Origin of the sequence: Synechococcus sp. CCAP 1479/9 (assembly GCF_019038535.1) — a bacterium.
Lineage (GTDB): Bacteria > Cyanobacteriota > Cyanobacteriia > PCC-6307 > Cyanobiaceae > Cyanobium.
In genome coordinates this window covers 440,015-455,722 of record NZ_JAFKRK010000016.1, presented here as the reverse complement: position 1 = coordinate 455,722, position 15,708 = coordinate 440,015, and the positions used below count along the sequence as shown (strand labels likewise).

The 15,708-nt window shown below is 71.1% G+C and carries 15 protein-coding genes; 9 read left to right on the top strand and 6 right to left on the bottom strand.

Going from position 1 to position 15,708, the window contains the following annotated elements; genetic code table 11:
- Positions 1-21 precede the first annotated feature (21 nt).
- Genes gcvP through KUG38_RS06520 form a run of 3 tightly spaced genes read right to left on the bottom strand, consistent with a single transcriptional unit; the run spans position 22 to position 4,745 of the window.
- The gene (gene gcvP / locus KUG38_RS06530) at positions 22-2,958 is read right to left on the bottom strand and encodes an aminomethyl-transferring glycine dehydrogenase (protein WP_216919996.1); all 2,937 of its coding nucleotides are present in this window, start codon (positions 2,956-2,958) and stop codon (positions 22-24) included.
- Positions 2,959-2,996: 38 nt separating this feature from the next.
- Positions 2,997-3,386 carry a glycine cleavage system protein GcvH gene (gene gcvH, locus KUG38_RS06525; protein ID WP_094585684.1) on the bottom strand — a complete coding sequence of 130 codons (390 nt, stop codon included), beginning with the start codon at positions 3,384-3,386 and terminating at the stop codon, positions 2,997-2,999.
- 27 nt (positions 3,387-3,413) lie between these two features.
- Positions 3,414-4,745, bottom strand: coding sequence for a methionine gamma-lyase family protein (locus KUG38_RS06520; RefSeq protein WP_353617735.1), 1,332 nt, complete (start codon positions 4,743-4,745; stop codon positions 3,414-3,416).
- A gap of 182 nt (positions 4,746-4,927) precedes the next feature.
- Here KUG38_RS06520 and KUG38_RS06515 point away from each other — a divergent pair, with 182 nt between their 5' ends.
- Positions 4,928-5,800 carry an acyl-CoA desaturase gene (locus tag KUG38_RS06515; protein WP_286195743.1) on the top strand — a complete coding sequence of 291 codons (873 nt, stop codon included), beginning with the start codon at positions 4,928-4,930 and terminating at the stop codon, positions 5,798-5,800.
- 9 nt (positions 5,801-5,809) lie between these two features.
- On the opposite strand, the gene KUG38_RS06510 is transcribed toward KUG38_RS06515, so the two are convergent.
- Positions 5,810-6,625, bottom strand: coding sequence for a DUF8644 domain-containing protein (locus KUG38_RS06510; protein ID WP_216919994.1), 816 nt, complete (start codon positions 6,623-6,625; stop codon positions 5,810-5,812).
- A 56-nt stretch (positions 6,626-6,681) separates the two neighbouring features.
- Here KUG38_RS06510 and KUG38_RS06505 point away from each other — a divergent pair, with 56 nt between their 5' ends.
- From KUG38_RS06505 to KUG38_RS06490, 4 genes are all read left to right on the top strand, one after another.
- Positions 6,682-7,698, top strand: a complete 1,017-nt coding sequence (locus KUG38_RS06505) for an acyl-CoA desaturase (RefSeq protein ID WP_216919991.1) — start codon at positions 6,682-6,684, stop codon at positions 7,696-7,698.
- Between the two features lie 42 nt (positions 7,699-7,740).
- Positions 7,741-8,202 carry a 50S ribosomal protein L9 gene (gene rplI / locus KUG38_RS06500; protein ID WP_216919989.1) on the top strand — a complete coding sequence of 154 codons (462 nt, stop codon included), beginning with the start codon at positions 7,741-7,743 and terminating at the stop codon, positions 8,200-8,202.
- Between the two features lie 118 nt (positions 8,203-8,320).
- Entirely contained in the window at positions 8,321-9,730 is a 1,410-nt protein-coding gene (gene dnaB, locus KUG38_RS06495; RefSeq protein ID WP_216919987.1) for a replicative DNA helicase, read from the top strand.
- A gap of 150 nt (positions 9,731-9,880) precedes the next feature.
- Positions 9,881-10,528 (top strand): sterol desaturase family protein, encoded by a 648-nt coding sequence (locus KUG38_RS06490; RefSeq protein WP_353617734.1) that lies wholly within the window; start codon positions 9,881-9,883, stop codon positions 10,526-10,528.
- A 14-nt stretch (positions 10,529-10,542) separates the two neighbouring features.
- On the opposite strand, the gene KUG38_RS06485 is transcribed toward KUG38_RS06490, so the two are convergent.
- Positions 10,543-11,127, bottom strand: coding sequence for a cysteine hydrolase family protein (locus KUG38_RS06485; protein ID WP_216919983.1), 585 nt, complete (start codon positions 11,125-11,127; stop codon positions 10,543-10,545).
- 83 nt (positions 11,128-11,210) lie between these two features.
- On the opposite strand from KUG38_RS06485, the gene mnmG reads away from it, so the two are divergent.
- The 4 genes from mnmG (at position 11,211) to KUG38_RS06465 (ending at position 15,261) form a co-directional block, all read left to right on the top strand.
- Positions 11,211-13,166 carry a tRNA uridine-5-carboxymethylaminomethyl(34) synthesis enzyme MnmG gene (gene mnmG / locus KUG38_RS06480; RefSeq protein ID WP_216919981.1) on the top strand — a complete coding sequence of 652 codons (1,956 nt, stop codon included), beginning with the start codon at positions 11,211-11,213 and terminating at the stop codon, positions 13,164-13,166.
- Between the two features lie 26 nt (positions 13,167-13,192).
- Complete coding sequence (locus tag KUG38_RS06475) at positions 13,193-14,035, top strand: hypothetical protein (RefSeq protein ID WP_216919980.1); 843 nt, start codon at positions 13,193-13,195, stop codon at positions 14,033-14,035.
- Positions 14,036-14,053: 18 nt separating this feature from the next.
- Positions 14,054-14,665: a chorismate lyase gene (locus tag KUG38_RS06470; RefSeq protein WP_216919979.1), complete on the top strand. Its 612-nt coding sequence runs from the start codon at positions 14,054-14,056 to the stop codon at positions 14,663-14,665.
- Positions 14,666-14,742: 77 nt separating this feature from the next.
- Positions 14,743-15,261, top strand: a complete 519-nt coding sequence (locus KUG38_RS06465) for a hypothetical protein (protein ID WP_143594113.1) — start codon at positions 14,743-14,745, stop codon at positions 15,259-15,261.
- Here the strand turns inward: KUG38_RS06465 and KUG38_RS06460 are convergent.
- Positions 15,182-15,703 carry a DUF1269 domain-containing protein gene (locus tag KUG38_RS06460; protein ID WP_094585673.1) on the bottom strand — a complete coding sequence of 174 codons (522 nt, stop codon included), beginning with the start codon at positions 15,701-15,703 and terminating at the stop codon, positions 15,182-15,184. The two genes, KUG38_RS06465 and KUG38_RS06460, sit on opposite strands and share 80 nt — an antisense overlap.
- Positions 15,704-15,708: the final 5 nt, after the last annotated feature.

The window sequence follows — 15,708 nt, the reverse complement described above, 5'->3', positions numbered from 1 at the left end:
GAAAGGGTACCGCCGGAACACTCAGGCGGCCAGTTCGGCGATTGCCACTTCCTCGACGCTCGGGCAGGTGCAGACGAGGTTCCGATCACCGAAGGCGTTGTCGATGCGGGCGACGGCCGGCCAGAACTTGGCCTGCCGCTGGCTCTCCCCGGCCGGGAAGGCCGCCTCGCTGCGGCTGTAGGCCCGATCCCACTCGTCGGCGGTCACCGCCGCCAGGGTGTGGGGCGCCTGTTTGAGCGGGTTGTCGAGGGGGTCGGCGGCGCCGGTCTCGATGGCCCAGGCCTCGCGGCGGATCCCCTCCATGGCCGCGCAGAAGCGGTCGATCTCCGCCAGCGACTCGCTCTCGGTGGGCTCCACCATCACCGTGCCGGCCACGGGCCAGCTGACGGTGGGGGCATGGAAGCCGTAGTCCATCAGCCGCTTGGCCAGATCGTCCACCTCCAGGCCGCAGCTGCGCTTGAGGGGCCGCAGGTCGAGGATGCACTCATGGGCCACCCGGCCGCCCCGGCCCCGGTAGAGCACCGGGAAGTGGGGCTCGAGACGCTCGGCGATCAGGTTGGCCGCCAGCAGGGCCACCTGGCTGGCGGTGCGCAGGCCCGCGCCGCCCATCATGCGGATGTACATCCAGCTGATCGGCAGGATGCCGGCACTGCCCAGGGGCGCCGCCGACACCGGGCCGATGGCCTGGCCGCTCGTGGCGGCGGCCAGGGGGTGGGAGGGCAGGAACGGCACCAGGTGGGCCGCCACGCCGATCGGCCCCACCCCGGGGCCACCGCCGCCGTGGGGGATGCAGAAGGTCTTGTGGAGGTTGAGGTGGCAGACGTCGGCGCCGTAGAGGCCGGGCTTGCAGAGGCCCACCTGGGCGTTGAGGTTGGCGCCGTCCAGGTACACCTGGCCGCCGTGGTCATGCACCACCTGGCAGATGCGGCGGATGCCGGTCTCGAAGACTCCGTGGGTGGAGGGGTAGGTGACCATCAGGGCCGCCAGGTCGGCGGCGTGGGCGGCCGCCTTCGCCTCCAGGTCGGCGATGTCGATGTTGCCCTGGGCATCGCAGGCCACCGCCACCACCCGCATGCCCGCCATCACGGCGCTGGCCGGATTGGTGCCGTGGGCGCTGGTGGGGATCAGGCACACCTGGCGATGGCCCTCGCCCCGGCTGCGGTGCCAGGCCCGGATCACCATCAGACCGGCGTACTCGCCCTGGGAGCCGGCGTTCGGCTGCAGGGACACCCCGGCGAAACCGGTGATCGCCCCCAGCCAGGCCTCCAGATCCCCCACCAGGGCGGCGTAGCCGGCGGTCTGGTCAGCGGGGGCGAAGGGATGGATCTGGCCGAAGGCCGGCCAGCTCACCGGCGCCAGTTCGGCGGCGGCGTTGAGCTTCATGGTGCAGCTGCCCAGGGGGATCATCCCGTGGACGAGCGACAGGTCCTTGCTCACCAGGCGCTGGATGTAGCGCAGCAGTTCGGTCTCGCTGCGATAGCGCTGGAACACCTCCTGGCGCAGCCAGGGGCGCTGGCGCAGGGGCACGCCGTCGAGCAGTTCCGCCAGGGGACGGGCCTCCAGGGTGGACAGGCCGGCCCGCAGGGCCGCCTGGGCCGCCGCGCCGGCGGCGGCATCCGGCGCCAGGGCGCCCAGCAGGGCAGCCAGCTCCTCGGGCGTGGAGAGTTCATCGAGGCTGATGGCCAGGGCGTCCTGGCCGTCGTCGCCGCGGACGCCACAGCGAAGGTTGAAACCGGCGGCCACGGCCCGCTGGCGCAGGGCGGGGGCCCCGGCGGTGCGCACCACGACGGTGTCGAAGCCGGCCCCGGGATCGGCGGGCAGGCCCAGGGCGTCCAGGGCAAGCACCAGGCCCTGGCGCAGGACGAGCAGGCGACGGGCGATGGCCTCGAGGCCATCGGGGCCGTGGTGGACCGCATAGAAGCTCGCCATCACGGCGAGCAGCACCTGGGCGGTGCAGATGTTGCTGGTGGCCTTGTCGCGCCGGATGTGCTGCTCCCGGGTCTGGAGGGCCAGCCGCAGGGCCGGGTTCCCCTCCGCATCCTTCGACTGACCCACCAGGCGGCCGGGGATCTGGCGCTTGAAGTCCTCCCGGGTGGCGAAGAAGGCGGCGTGGGGGCCGCCGAACCCCATCGGCACCCCGTAACGCTGCAAGCTGCCGACGGCGATGTCGGCCCCCAGCTCACCCACCGGGGCCAGCAGGGCCTGGGCCAGGGGATCCACGGCCACCGTGCTGATCACGGCGCCGGAGCGGGCCGCCGCCAGCAGCGGCGAGGGATCCCAGAGCCGGCCCTCGACCCCCGGCAGCTGCAGCAGCAGACCGAAGACGTCCTCGCCCAGCACCGCCTCGGGGCTGGTGGCGGCGGCTTCGGCATCGAACGTCTCGATGACGATCCCCAGGGGCTCGGCCCGGGTGTGGAGCACGGCGAGGGTCTGGGGCAGGACGGCCCGGTCGACCAGGAAGCGGCGGGCGCCGCGGCGCGTCGTGACCGCCGCCGCCATCGCCATCGCCTCGGCGGCGGCGGTGGCCTCATCCAGCAGGGAGGCGTTGGCGATCGGCAGCCCCGTCAGTTCACTGACCAGGGTCTGGAAGTTGAGCAGGGCCTCCAGCCGCCCCTGGGCGATCTCCGCCTGGTACGGGGTGTAGGCGGTGTACCAGCAGGGGTTTTCCAGCACATGGCGCTGGATCAGGGCCGGGGTCGCCGTGCCGTGGTAGCCGAGGCCGATGAGGCTGCGCAGCACCTGGTTGCGGGAGGCGAGCACCGCCAGCTCCTTCAGGGCCTGGGGCTCCGGGCAGGGGAGCGGCAGGCCGACCTCGGCCTCCGCCGCCGTCAGCAGGATGTCGGCGGGAACGACCTCGGCCGCCAGCTGATCAAGGGAACCGAGGCCGAGCTCCGCCAGCATCCGCTGCTGATCCTCGGAATCCGGACCCAGATGCCGGACCAGGAAGGAGGCGGACACGGGCGTTCGGGCTGGAGGTGGCGGGATCCTAAGGACAATCAGCCCGCCTGCACCTTGGCCCCGTAGGTGGCGGCATCCATCAGCTCGTCGAGCTCGCCGGGGGCCCCCAGCCGCACCAGCAGCAGCCAGCCCTCCCCGTAGGGATCGTTCTGGAGCTCCTCGGGGCTGGCCAGCACCGCCTCGTTGCGGGCCTCCACCGTGCCGCTCACGGGGGCCATCAGGTCCTCCACCGCCTTGACCGATTCGACGCTGCCGAAACTGGTCCCCTTCGCGAGGGCGGCCCCCAGCGCCGGCAGCTCGACGAAGACGATGTCCCCCAGCTGGTCGACGGCGAAGGAACTGATCCCGAGCCGCACCAGGTCACCCTCCGGGCGCACGTATTCGTGGCTCTCGGAGTAGCGGCAGTCGTCGGGGAAGGTGTGCGCCAAGGCCGGTGCGATGCGGAGGAGCAGGCCTCAGTCTGCCTGGGCCAGGGCCGCCAGGGCCCGCTCGAGGGCCAGGGCCACATGGCCGTGGTGGGTGCCGCCCTGGGCATAGAGCACCCAGGGCTCCCGCAGGGGGGCGTCGGCGGAGAACTCGCTGGTGCTGCCGTCGATGAAGGTGCCGCCGGCCATCACCAGATCGCTGGCATAGCCGGGCATGGGGGCCGGCACCGGATCCAGGTAGGCCCCCACCGGGGAGCACCCCTGGAACGCCCGGCACACGGCGATCAGCCGGTCGGGGTGGCCGAGCCGCACGGCCTGGATCACGTCGCTGCGCTCGGCACCGGCGGCGGGGTTCACCGCATAGCCCAGACCGGCGAACACCTCGGCCACCAGGTCGGCGCCGATCAGGGCCTCCGTCACCATCTGGGGGGCGAGGAACAGCCCCTGGAACAGCAGGCGGTACTGGTCGAAGCCGGTGCCCCCCTCGCTGCCGATGCCCGGGGCAGTGAGCCGGCAGCAGGCCATCTCCACCAGCTCCCGGCGGCCGGCCACGTAGCCCCCAGTTGGGGCGATGGTGCCGCCGAGGTTCTTGATCAGGGAACCGGCGATCAGGTCGGCGCCCACCGCGGTGGGTTCCAGGTCCTGCACCAGCTCCCCGTAGCAGTTGTCGACGAAGCAGACGCAGTCGGGCCGCAGCGCCTTGACCCGTTCACAGAGGCGCCCGATGGTGGCCACGGGCAAGGAGGGGCGCCAGCTGTAACCGCAGCTGCGCTGGATCAGCACCATCCGCGTCTCCGGGGCCAGGGCGTCCTCCAGGCCCGCCTCGTCCACCAGGCCGTCGGCCGTCAGGGGCAGCTCGTCGTAGGTGATGCCGAACTCGGCGAGGGACCCCTGGCCCGAGCCCCGCAGCCCGATCACCTCCTCGAGGGTGTCGTAGGGGCGGCCGGTGAGCGCCAGCAGCCGGTCGCCGGGCCGCAGCACCCCGAACAGGGCGGCGGTGATGGCGTGGGTGCCGCTGACGAACTGGAGCCGCACGGCGGCGGCTTCGGCCTGCAGCACCCGCGCAAAGACCCGATCCAGCACCTCCCTGCCCAGGTCGCCGTGGCCGTAGCCGCTCACCGAGGCGAAGTGATGCACCCCCAGGCGTTCGGCGGCGAAGGCCTCCAGCACCCGCGCCAGGCGGGGCCGCACGGCGGCGGTGCGGGCGGCGGCCACCGGGGCCAGCCGCTCGAGGGCGGCGGCGACGGTGTCAGCGGCAGGCGTGTCAGCGGCAGCCGTGTAAGCGGCAGCCGCGTAAGCGGCAGCCGTGTCAGTGGGGCCGGGACAGACCTGCTCCAAAGCCCTGGGGCCAGCAGGGGTCACTCTGCCATCGCTGCCGTGGGTCAGGATGGGAGGCCGAGCCCCAGACCACACCCGCCCTTCCACCGGAGAACCGCTTGGTCGCACGATCCGAAGCCTCCCGATCAGGCCAGAGCGCCCGGACCCTGCGCGTGCCCCTGCAGGACGCCAGCCATTCCCGCAAGAAGGCCCAGCTGCTGGCGGCCATGGAATTGCCCCGGCCGCCCCTGCCGGCGAACCAGCGCAAGTTCAAGACCGGCACCACCGGTTTCATGCTGGCCATCCATGTGGGGGCGGTCTTCGCCCTGCTGCCGCGCTTCTGGAGCCTGCAGGGGGTGATCGTGCTGGCGGTCCTCTACTGGGCCACGGTGCTGGGGGTGACCCTCGGGCTGCATCGGCTGGTGGCGCACCGGGGCTTCGAGGCGCCCCGCTGGGTGGAGCGGCTGCTGGTGCTGATGGGCACCCTGGCCTGCCAGAGCGGACCGATCGAATGGGTGGGCCTGCACCGGCACCACCACCTCTTCTCCGACCAGCCCAACGACCACCACGACGCCGCCCGCGGCCTCTGGTGGGCCCACAGCGAGTGGATGCTGCACAAGATCCCGGCCCTCACCGAGATCCACCGCTTCACCGGGGACATGGAGAAGGATCCCCTCTACCGCTGGCTGGACCGCTGGTTCCTGCTGCTGCAGCTGCCCCTGGGGGCCGCCCTCTACTGGTACGGCAACTGGGCCGGCGTCCATGGCGGCGGCCTGGGGCTGGTGCTCTGGGGCATCCCGCTGCGCCTGGTGCTCGTGTACCACGTCACCTGGCTGGTGAACTCCGCCACCCACGCCTTCGGCTACCGCAACTTCGACTGCCCCGACCGCTCCCGCAACTGCTGGTGGGTGGCGATCCTCACCTTCGGCGAGGGCTGGCACAACAACCACCACGCCTACCCCCACTCGGCCCGCCACGGGCTGCGCTGGTTCGAGTTCGACATCACCTGGCAGCACATCCGCGCCCTGCGGGCCCTCGGCCTGGCCAGGAAGGTGCGCATCGCCCCGGTCTTCGGCCGCCGCGCCGACGCCCCCGCCTGAACCCCTGAATCAGAGCTCGGCCGGGTCGGGCGTGGCAGGAATCGCCGCGCCGATCTCGCGGCGGATGGCGGCCGCCAGGTCGTCCGGGGCCTGGGCGGCCCCCTCCCCCTGAAGCCGGCGGGCCCGCTGACGCAGCAGGTCCAGGAAGCGGTCCGGGCCCAGCTCCTCCTCCCCCGCCGCCCCCAGGGCCGCCAGGGTGCGGCGCAGCTCGGGCAGCTCGGCGTCCAGTTCCACCGCCGTGTAGTCGCGCTGGCCGGCGATCACCTCGGCGAAGCGCTCCCGCCGCTGGCGCTTGGCCACCGGATAGGCCGCCATCAGCCGGTCGCGGCAGTCGCGCCAGGGCCGGCCGGCGGTGAGCAGCTGGGCCAGGGCGGCGCTGAGCCCGGCGGCCTCCGCCTCGCCGATGCGCAGATCAAAGCTGGCCGGCGGCTGCGAGAGCCCCACGAACACCTCAAGCAGGGCCCCGGGCCCCAGCACCCGCTGGCGCTCGTCGCGCACCGGCAGGGCCGAGCTGCAGAGGGCCTCCAGGAGTTCGGGGTGGGCCGCCAGCAGCGTGCGCGCCGCCAGCGGCTCCAACCGACCCTCGGGGGCCTGGGCGTCGAGCCAGAGGTTGACGCTCCCCAGGGCCAGGAACACCTCCGGGCCGGGGGAGGCCAGCTTGCCGTTGCGCAGCATCGAGAGCTGGGAGTTGTGCACCCGACCCAGGTCGAGGGCCTCGGCCAGCATCGGCAGAACCCGGTGGGACCAGCCGTTGCGCTCGTGCCAGACGCGGATCAGGTGGGCGAAGGCGACGCGGCCAGATACGAGTTCGTCTCGATACCCCACTCGATCAGGATTCGTATTGCTACCATCTTAATCACTCATCAGGAGCCCGGTCCTTCATGGCCGTCACCCCCCTCTCCCGCCCCGGCATCCAGCCAGGCGCCCCCTCCGGCGACCGCCGCGATGGCGGCACCAAAGCCCGCCACACCCGCCGCCCCGCCGCCATCAACCAGGGACCCGATTCCCTGGTCCGGGCCCGGGCCCTGCACGAACCGCGCCGCGGCGAACCCCGCGGCGTCTCCCCCAAGGGCACCCGCTGGGGCACGATTGGCTTCATGGTCGTCATCCACATCCTGGCGGTGGTGGCCCTGCTGCCCCGCTTCTGGAGCCTGGAGGCCGTCGGTGCCCTGCTGGTGATGTACTGGGTCACCGCCTGCCTGGGCGTCACGATCGGCTACCACCGCCTGCTCAGCCACCGCTCCTTCCGGGTGCCCCAGTGGCTGGAGCGCTTCTTCGCCACCTGCGGCGCCCTCAGCTGCCAGCACGGCCCGATCGACTGGGTCGGCCTGCACCGCCACCACCACAAGTTTTCCGATACGGAAGCGGATCACCACGACAGCAACAAGGGCTTCTGGTGGTCCCACATGGCCTGGATGTTCGAGGAGATTCCCGCCATGGCCGCCGTGCCCCGGCTCACCGGCGACCTGGCCACCGACCCCTACTACCGCTGGCTGAACCACAGCTTCCTGCTGCTCCAGGTGCCCCTGGGCCTGCTGCTCTTCTGGATCGGCAGCGTCACCGGTGCCGGCGGCTGGGCCCTGGTGCTGTGGGGCATCCCCCTGCGCCTGGTGATCGTCTATCAGTGCACCTGGCTGGTCAACTCGGCCACCCACATGTGGGGTGAGTCCGTCCACGACAGCGGCGACAAGTCGAAGAACAACCCCTGGGTGGCGGCGCTGACCTTCGGTGAGGGCTGGCACAACAACCACCACGCCTACCCCCATTCGGCGCGCCACGGCTTCGGCCCCCGCCAGTTCGACCTCACCTGGCAGCACATCCGCCTGATGCGCGCCCTGGGCCTGGCCACCCGGGTCCGCCTACCCCGGGCCGCGGCACCCACCAACTCCATGTCGTAGGCTTGCCGATCGGATTTCAGATGGCTCAGCCGGGGCGTTGTCATGGTCAAGAAGCGTGTGCAGGTGGTCCTGAGCGAGGACATCCTTTCCCTGGGCAAAGACGGGGATCTGGTGGATGTCGCTCCCGGCTACGCCCGTAACTACCTCCTGCCCACCGGCAAGGCCCTGGCCGTCACCGCCGCGGTGCTGCGCCAGGTGGAGCACCGCCGGGCCAAGGAGGCGGAGCGTCAGGCGGCCCTGAAGGCCGAGGCGATCGCCTTCCGCACCGCCCTCGACACCATCGGCCGCTTCACCGTCAAGAAGCAGACCGGCGGCGACGACGTCCTCTTCGGCACCGTCACCAACGGTGACGTGGCCGAGGCCATCGAAGCGGCCACCAAGAAAGAGGTCGACCGCCGCGCCATCACCGTTCCCGAGATCCACCGCACCGGCTCCTACAAGGTGCAGGTCAAGCTGCACCCCGAGGTCGTCGCCGACGTCAACCTGGAAGTGGTCAGCTACTGATCGGCCAGCAGCGAACCGATTCTTTCCGCTCCGGGCGCCAGAGTGATCCTCCTCACCGGCGCCCGATCCTGACCGATCCGGCTTTCCGTTCCGTGAGCCGCGTTCTGGAGTCCCGTCCATGGTGAGCGTGCCCCTGGCTGGTTCCGAGCCACCCCGGCCCGACGGTCCGAGGCCGGCGTCCCGACGGGAGGAGCAGGCCGGCTTCGAGGCCCTGCCCGATTCGGTCCCGCCCCAGAACCTGGAGGCGGAAGAGTCGGTTCTGGGCGGCATCCTTCTCGATCCCGACGCCATCGGCCGCGTCGCCGACGTGCTGCGGCCCGAAGCCTTCTATCTCGGCGCCCACCGCGAGATCTACCGCACCGCCCTGATGCTGCACAGCCAGGGCAAGCCCACCGACCTCACGGCCATGGCCGCCTGGCTCGCCGACACGGGCCAGCTGGAAAAGGTGGGCGGCAGCGCCCGGCTGGTCGAGCTGGTGGAGCGCACCCTCTCCACCGCCTCCATCGACCAGGTGGCGCGGCTGGTGATGGACAAGCACCTGCGGCGCCAGCTGATCCGCTCCGCCAACGAGGTGATCCGCCTCGGCTTCGACCAGAGCCTGCCGATGGAGCAGGTGCTCGATGAGGCCGAGCAGAAAATCTTCGCCATCAGCCAGGAGAAGCCCACCGCCGGCCTCACCCCCACCGCGGAGATCCTCACCAGCACCTTCAACGAGATCGAGAGCCGTTCCCTCGGCACCGCCGTTGCCGGCATCCCGGTCAACTTCTACGACCTGGACGCCATCACCCAGGGCCTGCAGCGCAGCGACCTGATCATCGTCGCCGGACGGCCCGCCATGGGCAAGACCTCGATCGTGCTCAACATCGCCAAGAACGTCGCCCAGCTGCACCAGCTGCCGGTGTGCGTGTTCAGCCTGGAGATGAGCAAGGAACAGCTCACCTACCGCCTGCTGTCGATGGAGGTGGGCATCGAGAGCGGCCGCCTGCGCACCGGCCGCCTGCAGCAGGAGGAATGGCCCCTGCTCGGCCAGGGCATCAACAGCCTCGGCCAGCTGCCCCTGTTCATCGACGACAAGCCCAATTCCGGCGTGCTCGAGATGCGCTCCCTCTGCCGGCGCCTGATGGCCGAAACCGGCAAGGAACTCGGCCTGATCGTGATCGATTACCTGCAGTTGATGGAGGGCAGCACCCCCGACAACCGCGTCCAGGAACTCTCCCGCATCACCCGGGGCCTCAAGGGCATGGCCCGCGAACTGCACGTGCCCGTCATCGCCCTCTCCCAGCTCAGCCGCGGCGTCGAATCCCGCACCAACAAACGCCCCATGCTCAGCGACCTGCGGGAATCGGGCTCGATCGAGCAGGACGCCGATCTGGTGCTGATGATCTACCGCGACGAGTACTACAACCCCGAAACCGCCGACCGCGGCATCACCGAAGTCATCGTCACCAAGCACCGCAACGGCCCCGTCGGCACCGTGAAATTGCTGTTCGAACCGCAGTTCACCCGCTTCCGCAATCTCGCCGCCTAGGTTCGCTGCATAGGGATATCCGCCGTATCCAGCCAGGGAAAGGGCCAGTAGCCTGAACATCAAGGCTCCGTGAAGCTATACGTGCAACATCATTCCTTCTGGTTTTACGTTATCGCCTTTTTCGCTATCATCCTGGCGCGCTATCTCGCCATGGCCGGCTTCGCCCACTGGCTTCTCTATCAGCGCCAGGAGGCCAGGGTCTCCGTTTTCAATGACATCCAGCTGTCCATCATCTCCGCCGCCATCTTCTCCCTGGCCACCGCCCTGCTGATGACGCTGCAGGAGCAGGGCCTGACCCGCCTGCATGGCCAGATCCATGCCGACACCTGGTGGAGCCTGCCGCTCAGTTACGTGGCCGTGCTGGTACTGCAGGATGCCTATTTCTACGCCACCCACCGGCTGTTCCACCAGCCAAAACTCTTCCCCTGGTTTCACCGCGGGCACCACCGATCCCGCCAGCCCACACCCTGGACCTCCTTCGCCTTCGACCCCCTCGAAGCCGTCGTTCAGGCCCTGTTCCTGATCGGCATCGTGATGCTGATTCCGATGCATTTCGCCACCCTGCTGGCGGTGCTCACCACGATGACGGTGTGGGCCGTGGTCAACCACCTGGGCCTGGAGGTGCTGCCGCTGAGCTTTCCCCACCACTGGCTGGGGCGCTGGCTGATCGGCCCCGCCCACCACTCCCTGCACCACCGGCGCCACGGCCATCATTTCGGGCTCTATTTCACCTTCTGGGACCGGGTGTTCGGCACCGAGGATCCCGCCTACGCCGCCTCGCTGCAGCCACCGGGGTGAGCAGGCCGGGGCCCTCAGGAAGGGTCGCTGAGCCCTGCCAGGTCGGCCGCCCGCACCACGGCGGCCAGGCGGGACAGCTGAGCGATTGAGGCCTGATGCTCCTGGGGGCTCGCCGCGGCGCAGGCGTCCTCCACCAGCACCACATGGAAGTCGCGGTCATGGGCCTCCCGGGCCGCCGCCTGCAGGGCCCAGGCGGAGCTGACGCCCCCCAGCAGCAGCCGCTCGATCCCGACGGCCCGCAGCAGCGTCGCCAGGGCGGTGCCGTGGAAGGGGCTCAGCCGGTGCTTGACCAGCACCGGATCGCCGGGCTGCACCGCCAGATCGGCGTGGAACTCCGTGCCCCACTGGCCCAGCCGCAGGGCCCCCAGCTCCCGGGCCCGGCCGAGAAGTGGCGCGTGGGCGGGCAGCTCCGGATAGCCGGCTCGGAAGGCCACCTTCACCAGGAGCGTGGGCCAGCCCTGGGCGCGGGCGTGCTCGAGGGCCTGGTTGGCCGCGCCCAGCACGCCGCGTCTTGCCACCTCGGCGGCGCAGGTGGGCATCGCCCCGTCGGGGTGGATGAGGTCGTTGATCAGATCGATCAGCACCAGGGCGGTGCGCATGGGCGGACGCCTCGACCGCAGGTCCCCATCATCGGCCGGGCCCGGCAGCCCCACCGGCCCCTGCCACGCCATACATTCAAAGGATGGCCCTGAGCGCAGACCCCACCGAACGCTTCGACCTGATCGTGGTCGGCGGCGGCCACGCCGGCTGCGAAGCGGCCCTCACCGCCGCCCGGCTCGGGGTGTCCACCGCCCTGTTCAGCCTCAACCTCGACCGCATCGCCTGGCAGCCCTGCAACCCGGCCGTGGGCGGCCCGGCCAAGAGCCAGCTGGTCCATGAGGTGGATGCCCTCGGGGGGGTGATCGGCCGGCTGGCCGATGCCACCGCCCTGCAGAAACGGCTGCTCAACGCCAGCCGCGGCCCGGCCGTGTGGGCGCTGCGGGCCCAGACCGACAAACGCCACTACGCCCGCCAGATGCTGCAGCTGCTGCAGCACACCCCCAACCTGGCCCTGCGCGAAGCGATGGTCACGGGGCTGGAGCTGGAGGGCGATCCCCACGATCCAACTGGCCCGCCGGCCCGGGTGATCGGCGTGCGCACCTACTTCGGCAGCGTCTACGGCGCCGGCGCCGTGATCCTCACCACTGGCACCTTCCTGGGGGGCCGCATCTGGGTGGGCAACCGCTCGATGGCGGCGGGCCGGGCCGGCGAGCAGCCCGCCGAAGGGCTCACCGAAGCGCTGCAGGCCCTGGGGTTCCGCACCGACCGCCTCAAGACCGGCACCCCCGCCCGCGTCGACCGGCGCAGCGTGGCCCTCGACCAGCTGGAGGAGCAGCCCAGCGACGCCGCCGACCGCTTCTTCAGCTTCGATCCCACCGCCCGGGTGAGCGGCGAGCAGATGGCCTGCCACATCACCCGCACCACGGCGGCCACCCACCAGCTGATCCGCGACAACCTCCACCTCACCCCGATCTACGGCGGCTTCATCGACAGCAAGGGGCCCCGCTACTGCCCGTCGATCGAGGACAAGATCGTGCGCTTTGCCGACAAGGACAGCCACCAGATCTTCCTGGAGCCGGAGGGGCGCGACACCCCCGAGCTCTACGTCCAGGGCTTCTCCACCGGCCTGCCCGAGTCCCTGCAGCTGGCCCTGCTGCGGACCCTTCCGGGGCTGGAGGCCTGCGTGATGCTGCGCCCCGCCTACGCCGTCGACTACGACATCCTGCCGGCCACCCAGCTGGAGCCCTCCCTGGAAACCAAACGGGTGCGGGGCCTGTTCTCGGCGGGCCAGCTCAACGGCACCACCGGCTACGAGGAGGCCGCCGCCCAGGGGCTGGTGGCCGGGCTGAACGCCGCCCGGCTGCTGGGCGGCCAGGACCCGGTGCATTTCCCCCGGGAGGGGAGCTACATCGGCACCCTGGTGGACGACCTGGTCACCCAGGACCTCAAGGAGCCCTACCGGGTGCTGACCAGCCGCAGCGAGTACCGGCTGGTGCTGCGTGGCGACAACGCCGATCGCCGCCTCACGCCCCTGGGCCACCGGCTGGGCCTGATAGACGAACGGCGCTGGCGCCTGTTCGAGCAGAAGCAGGCCGCCATCGACGCCGAGAAACAGCGGCTGGAAACGGTGCGGCTCAAGGCCTCCGATCCCGCCGCCACCGCCGTGGCCGCTGCCACCGGCGCCGGCATCAACGGCTCGATCACCCTGGCCGATCTGCTGCGCCGGCCGGGCCTGCACGGCGAGGATCTGGTGCGGCTGGGGCTCATGGATCCTGATCTGCCGATCGATGTGCGCGACGGCGCCGAGATCGACATCAAGTACAGCGGCTATCTGGCCCGCCAGGAACAGCAGATCGAGCGGGTGCGGCGCCAGCTCGACCGCGCCATCCCCGCCGATGTTGACTACGCCGCCATCGGCACCCTCTCGGCGGAGGCCCGCGAGAAGCTGGCGGCCATCCAGCCCCGCAGCCTGGGCCAGGCCTCCCGGATTCCCGGGGTCAGCCCCGCCGACGTCAACGCCCTGCTGCTCTGGCTGGAGCTGCAGCGGCGCCGGGGACAGCCGGGCCCTCGTCAGACCGCGGAAGCATCGTTACAGTGACGCACGCCTGACGCCGAGGTCTGCAGATGAGCCCCTCCCCTCGGCGTCCCCTGCGTGGCATCCCCACCTCCCGTGCCTACTGGGAGCTGAAGGCCGAGCAGATGATGAACCGGGTCTTCGATCCGGAGGCCACCATCGATCTTGACGTGGCCTCCCAGGCCGAGGCGCCGCCGCCCCTGCCCCTGGCCCCCCCGGTACGGCAGCTGCGGGGCCGTCCCGCCGCCCCGGCCCCGGCCCCATCCCGGCACGACCGCAACACCCTGCTGCTCACGGCCATGGGAGGCGTCTGCATGGTCAGCGTCGCCAGTTCGGTTCTGTACCTCACCCACTCCAGCCGCATGCAGCAGGCCCTCAGCCAGGAGCGCAGCCTGCTGCTGGTGGAGCGGCTGCGCAGCCTCGGCCCAGCCAACCCGGCCCCGCTCGGGGCCGCCGGAACCAGCCTGGCCGGCGGCCCGTCCGTCCTGCCGCTCGCCAGTGACCAGCTGCCCCCGCCCCCGGAGGAACCCTGGATCGAGCAGCTCTCCCAGCTGCCCCAGCCGGAGGGCTCGAGGGCGCCGGTCCTGCGGGTGCCGGTGAGCCCGAAACTGGCCGCCGCAGCACCTGCGGCCACCGGTGGCGGGGGCGGCGGTTACGGCGAACGCAGCGCCGCCCCGGCCGGGGGCGGCCCCGTTCCCGAACTGGTGGGAGTGGTGGGCTCGGCGGGGCGGCCCGCCTCGGCGATCTTCCAGATGGGGGGAAGTTCCACCAGCGTCAGCGTCGGCGAGGCGATCGGGGGCAGCGGCTGGCGCCTTCGCTCCGCCGATGGCGACACCGCCATGATCGAACGGGGTGGCGAGGTGCGGCGCATCTCGATCAGCAACGGCTACTGACCTGCCCCCCGGCCCGCCATGAACCAAGCCACCGGCGGCCTGCTGCCGTCCCCCGCGTGCCTGTGGCAGGCCAGTGCCGCCGAACGCCCCCAGCCTCCGGCCGGCGGTGAGCTGAGCGGCCCCTGGACGCTGCTGCTGCTCGGGGACGGCAGCCCGACACGGCATCTGCAGCTGCTCACCGGCCATCCGGTGGAGGTGGAACTGATCGCCATGGCGTCCGAAGCGGGTGTCTCCGCCGGAGCGCCGGCGGAGGTGGCCGAGCTGGCCGAGCCGCTGCTGCGGCGCCAGGTGTGGCTCACCTGCGGGCCCCAGACCCTGGGCTGGGCCGAGAGCTGGTGGAACCAGGCGGAGGCGGAGGCCCATCTGCAGGATCGCCGGCTGCCGATCTGGCGCAGCCTCTCGGCGGGGCGGGCGGAGCTGTACCGCGAGGTGGATGGCTTCGGTCAGGTGCAGGAACCTTGGCTGCAGGAACGTTTCGGCCACACGGGACCCTTCTGGAGCCGGCATTACCGCTTCTTTCGCCACGGGCGGGAACTCACCGTGATCCGGGAGGTGTTCTCCCCGGCGCTGGAGCGCTGGCTGGGGCCGGCCCAGGCGGAATCGGTTCGTAAAGACTCATCAATTCGGTAACACCTTGTGGCGGTTTGCTGTTGACGAATTGACGCTCGAAAGTCGCTGGCCAGCATTCGGATACCTGAATCCGCCCCATGTCCAACCGCCACAGCGCCCAGACCCCGCCGGGAGGGGACTGGCTCACCCTCACCGAACTGGGCCGCCGCTACGGCGTCTCCGCCGTCCACACCGGAAAACTGCTGGTGGCTTCCGGCCTGCGCCGCAGCAGCGGCGAACCCACGGCCGAGGCCCTGGCGGCCGGCCTGGCCATGCGTCCCCAGCCGGGCCACCACCACTCCAGCCTCTGGCTGCACCAGGGCTGCGCCCCCCATCTCGAGCGGCTGGGGCTGGTGCCCCAGGCCCAGCGCACCATGGTGAGCCTGTGGGCCGACCTGCTCAGCGCCCTCCAGAACGGCTCCCCGTCGATCAGCATCTCGGCTGAGGAGATGGCCGTTGACGTCCCCCGCGACCTGGTGAAGCCGGTGAACAGGGAACTGCGTCAGCGGGGCTGCAGCTTCCGGGTGAACCCGAAGCTCAGGACAGCCGCAGGGCCTGGGCCTGCTTGCTCGCCTGCTCGAGCATCTGACGCAGCCGGTCCTCGTCGGTATGGCTGAGGTTGGTGCGCAGCAGCTTGGCGTGGGGCGCATGAACCCGCAGCCGCTCGATCAGCCGGTCGGGGGTGGCGTCGCGCAGCAGCAGGCATAGGGCCGCACTGCCGGGGGGGAGGGTTTCTCCCACCTCCCGCATGAAGTTGTCGTTGATGCCCAGGTCCGACAGGGAGCCTGAAGCGGCCCCCAGGCCGACGCCGACGGCGGCCCCGAGCAGGGGATTGAGGAACAGCAGGCCCACCAGGGTGCCCCAGAAGCCACCGCCGAGGGCACCGGCCTTGGTGAGATTGAGCGACTGGTGCAGGCGCACCTTGCCGTCGGGTTCGGCCTCGACGACCACCGCATCCTCGAGGGCGATCAGTTCCTCCTTCTGGATCTCCACCAGCTGGCGCCGCACCTGGTCGGCCTCCGCCACGGACGGAAACCCAACCACCACCAGGCTGCTCATGGCCG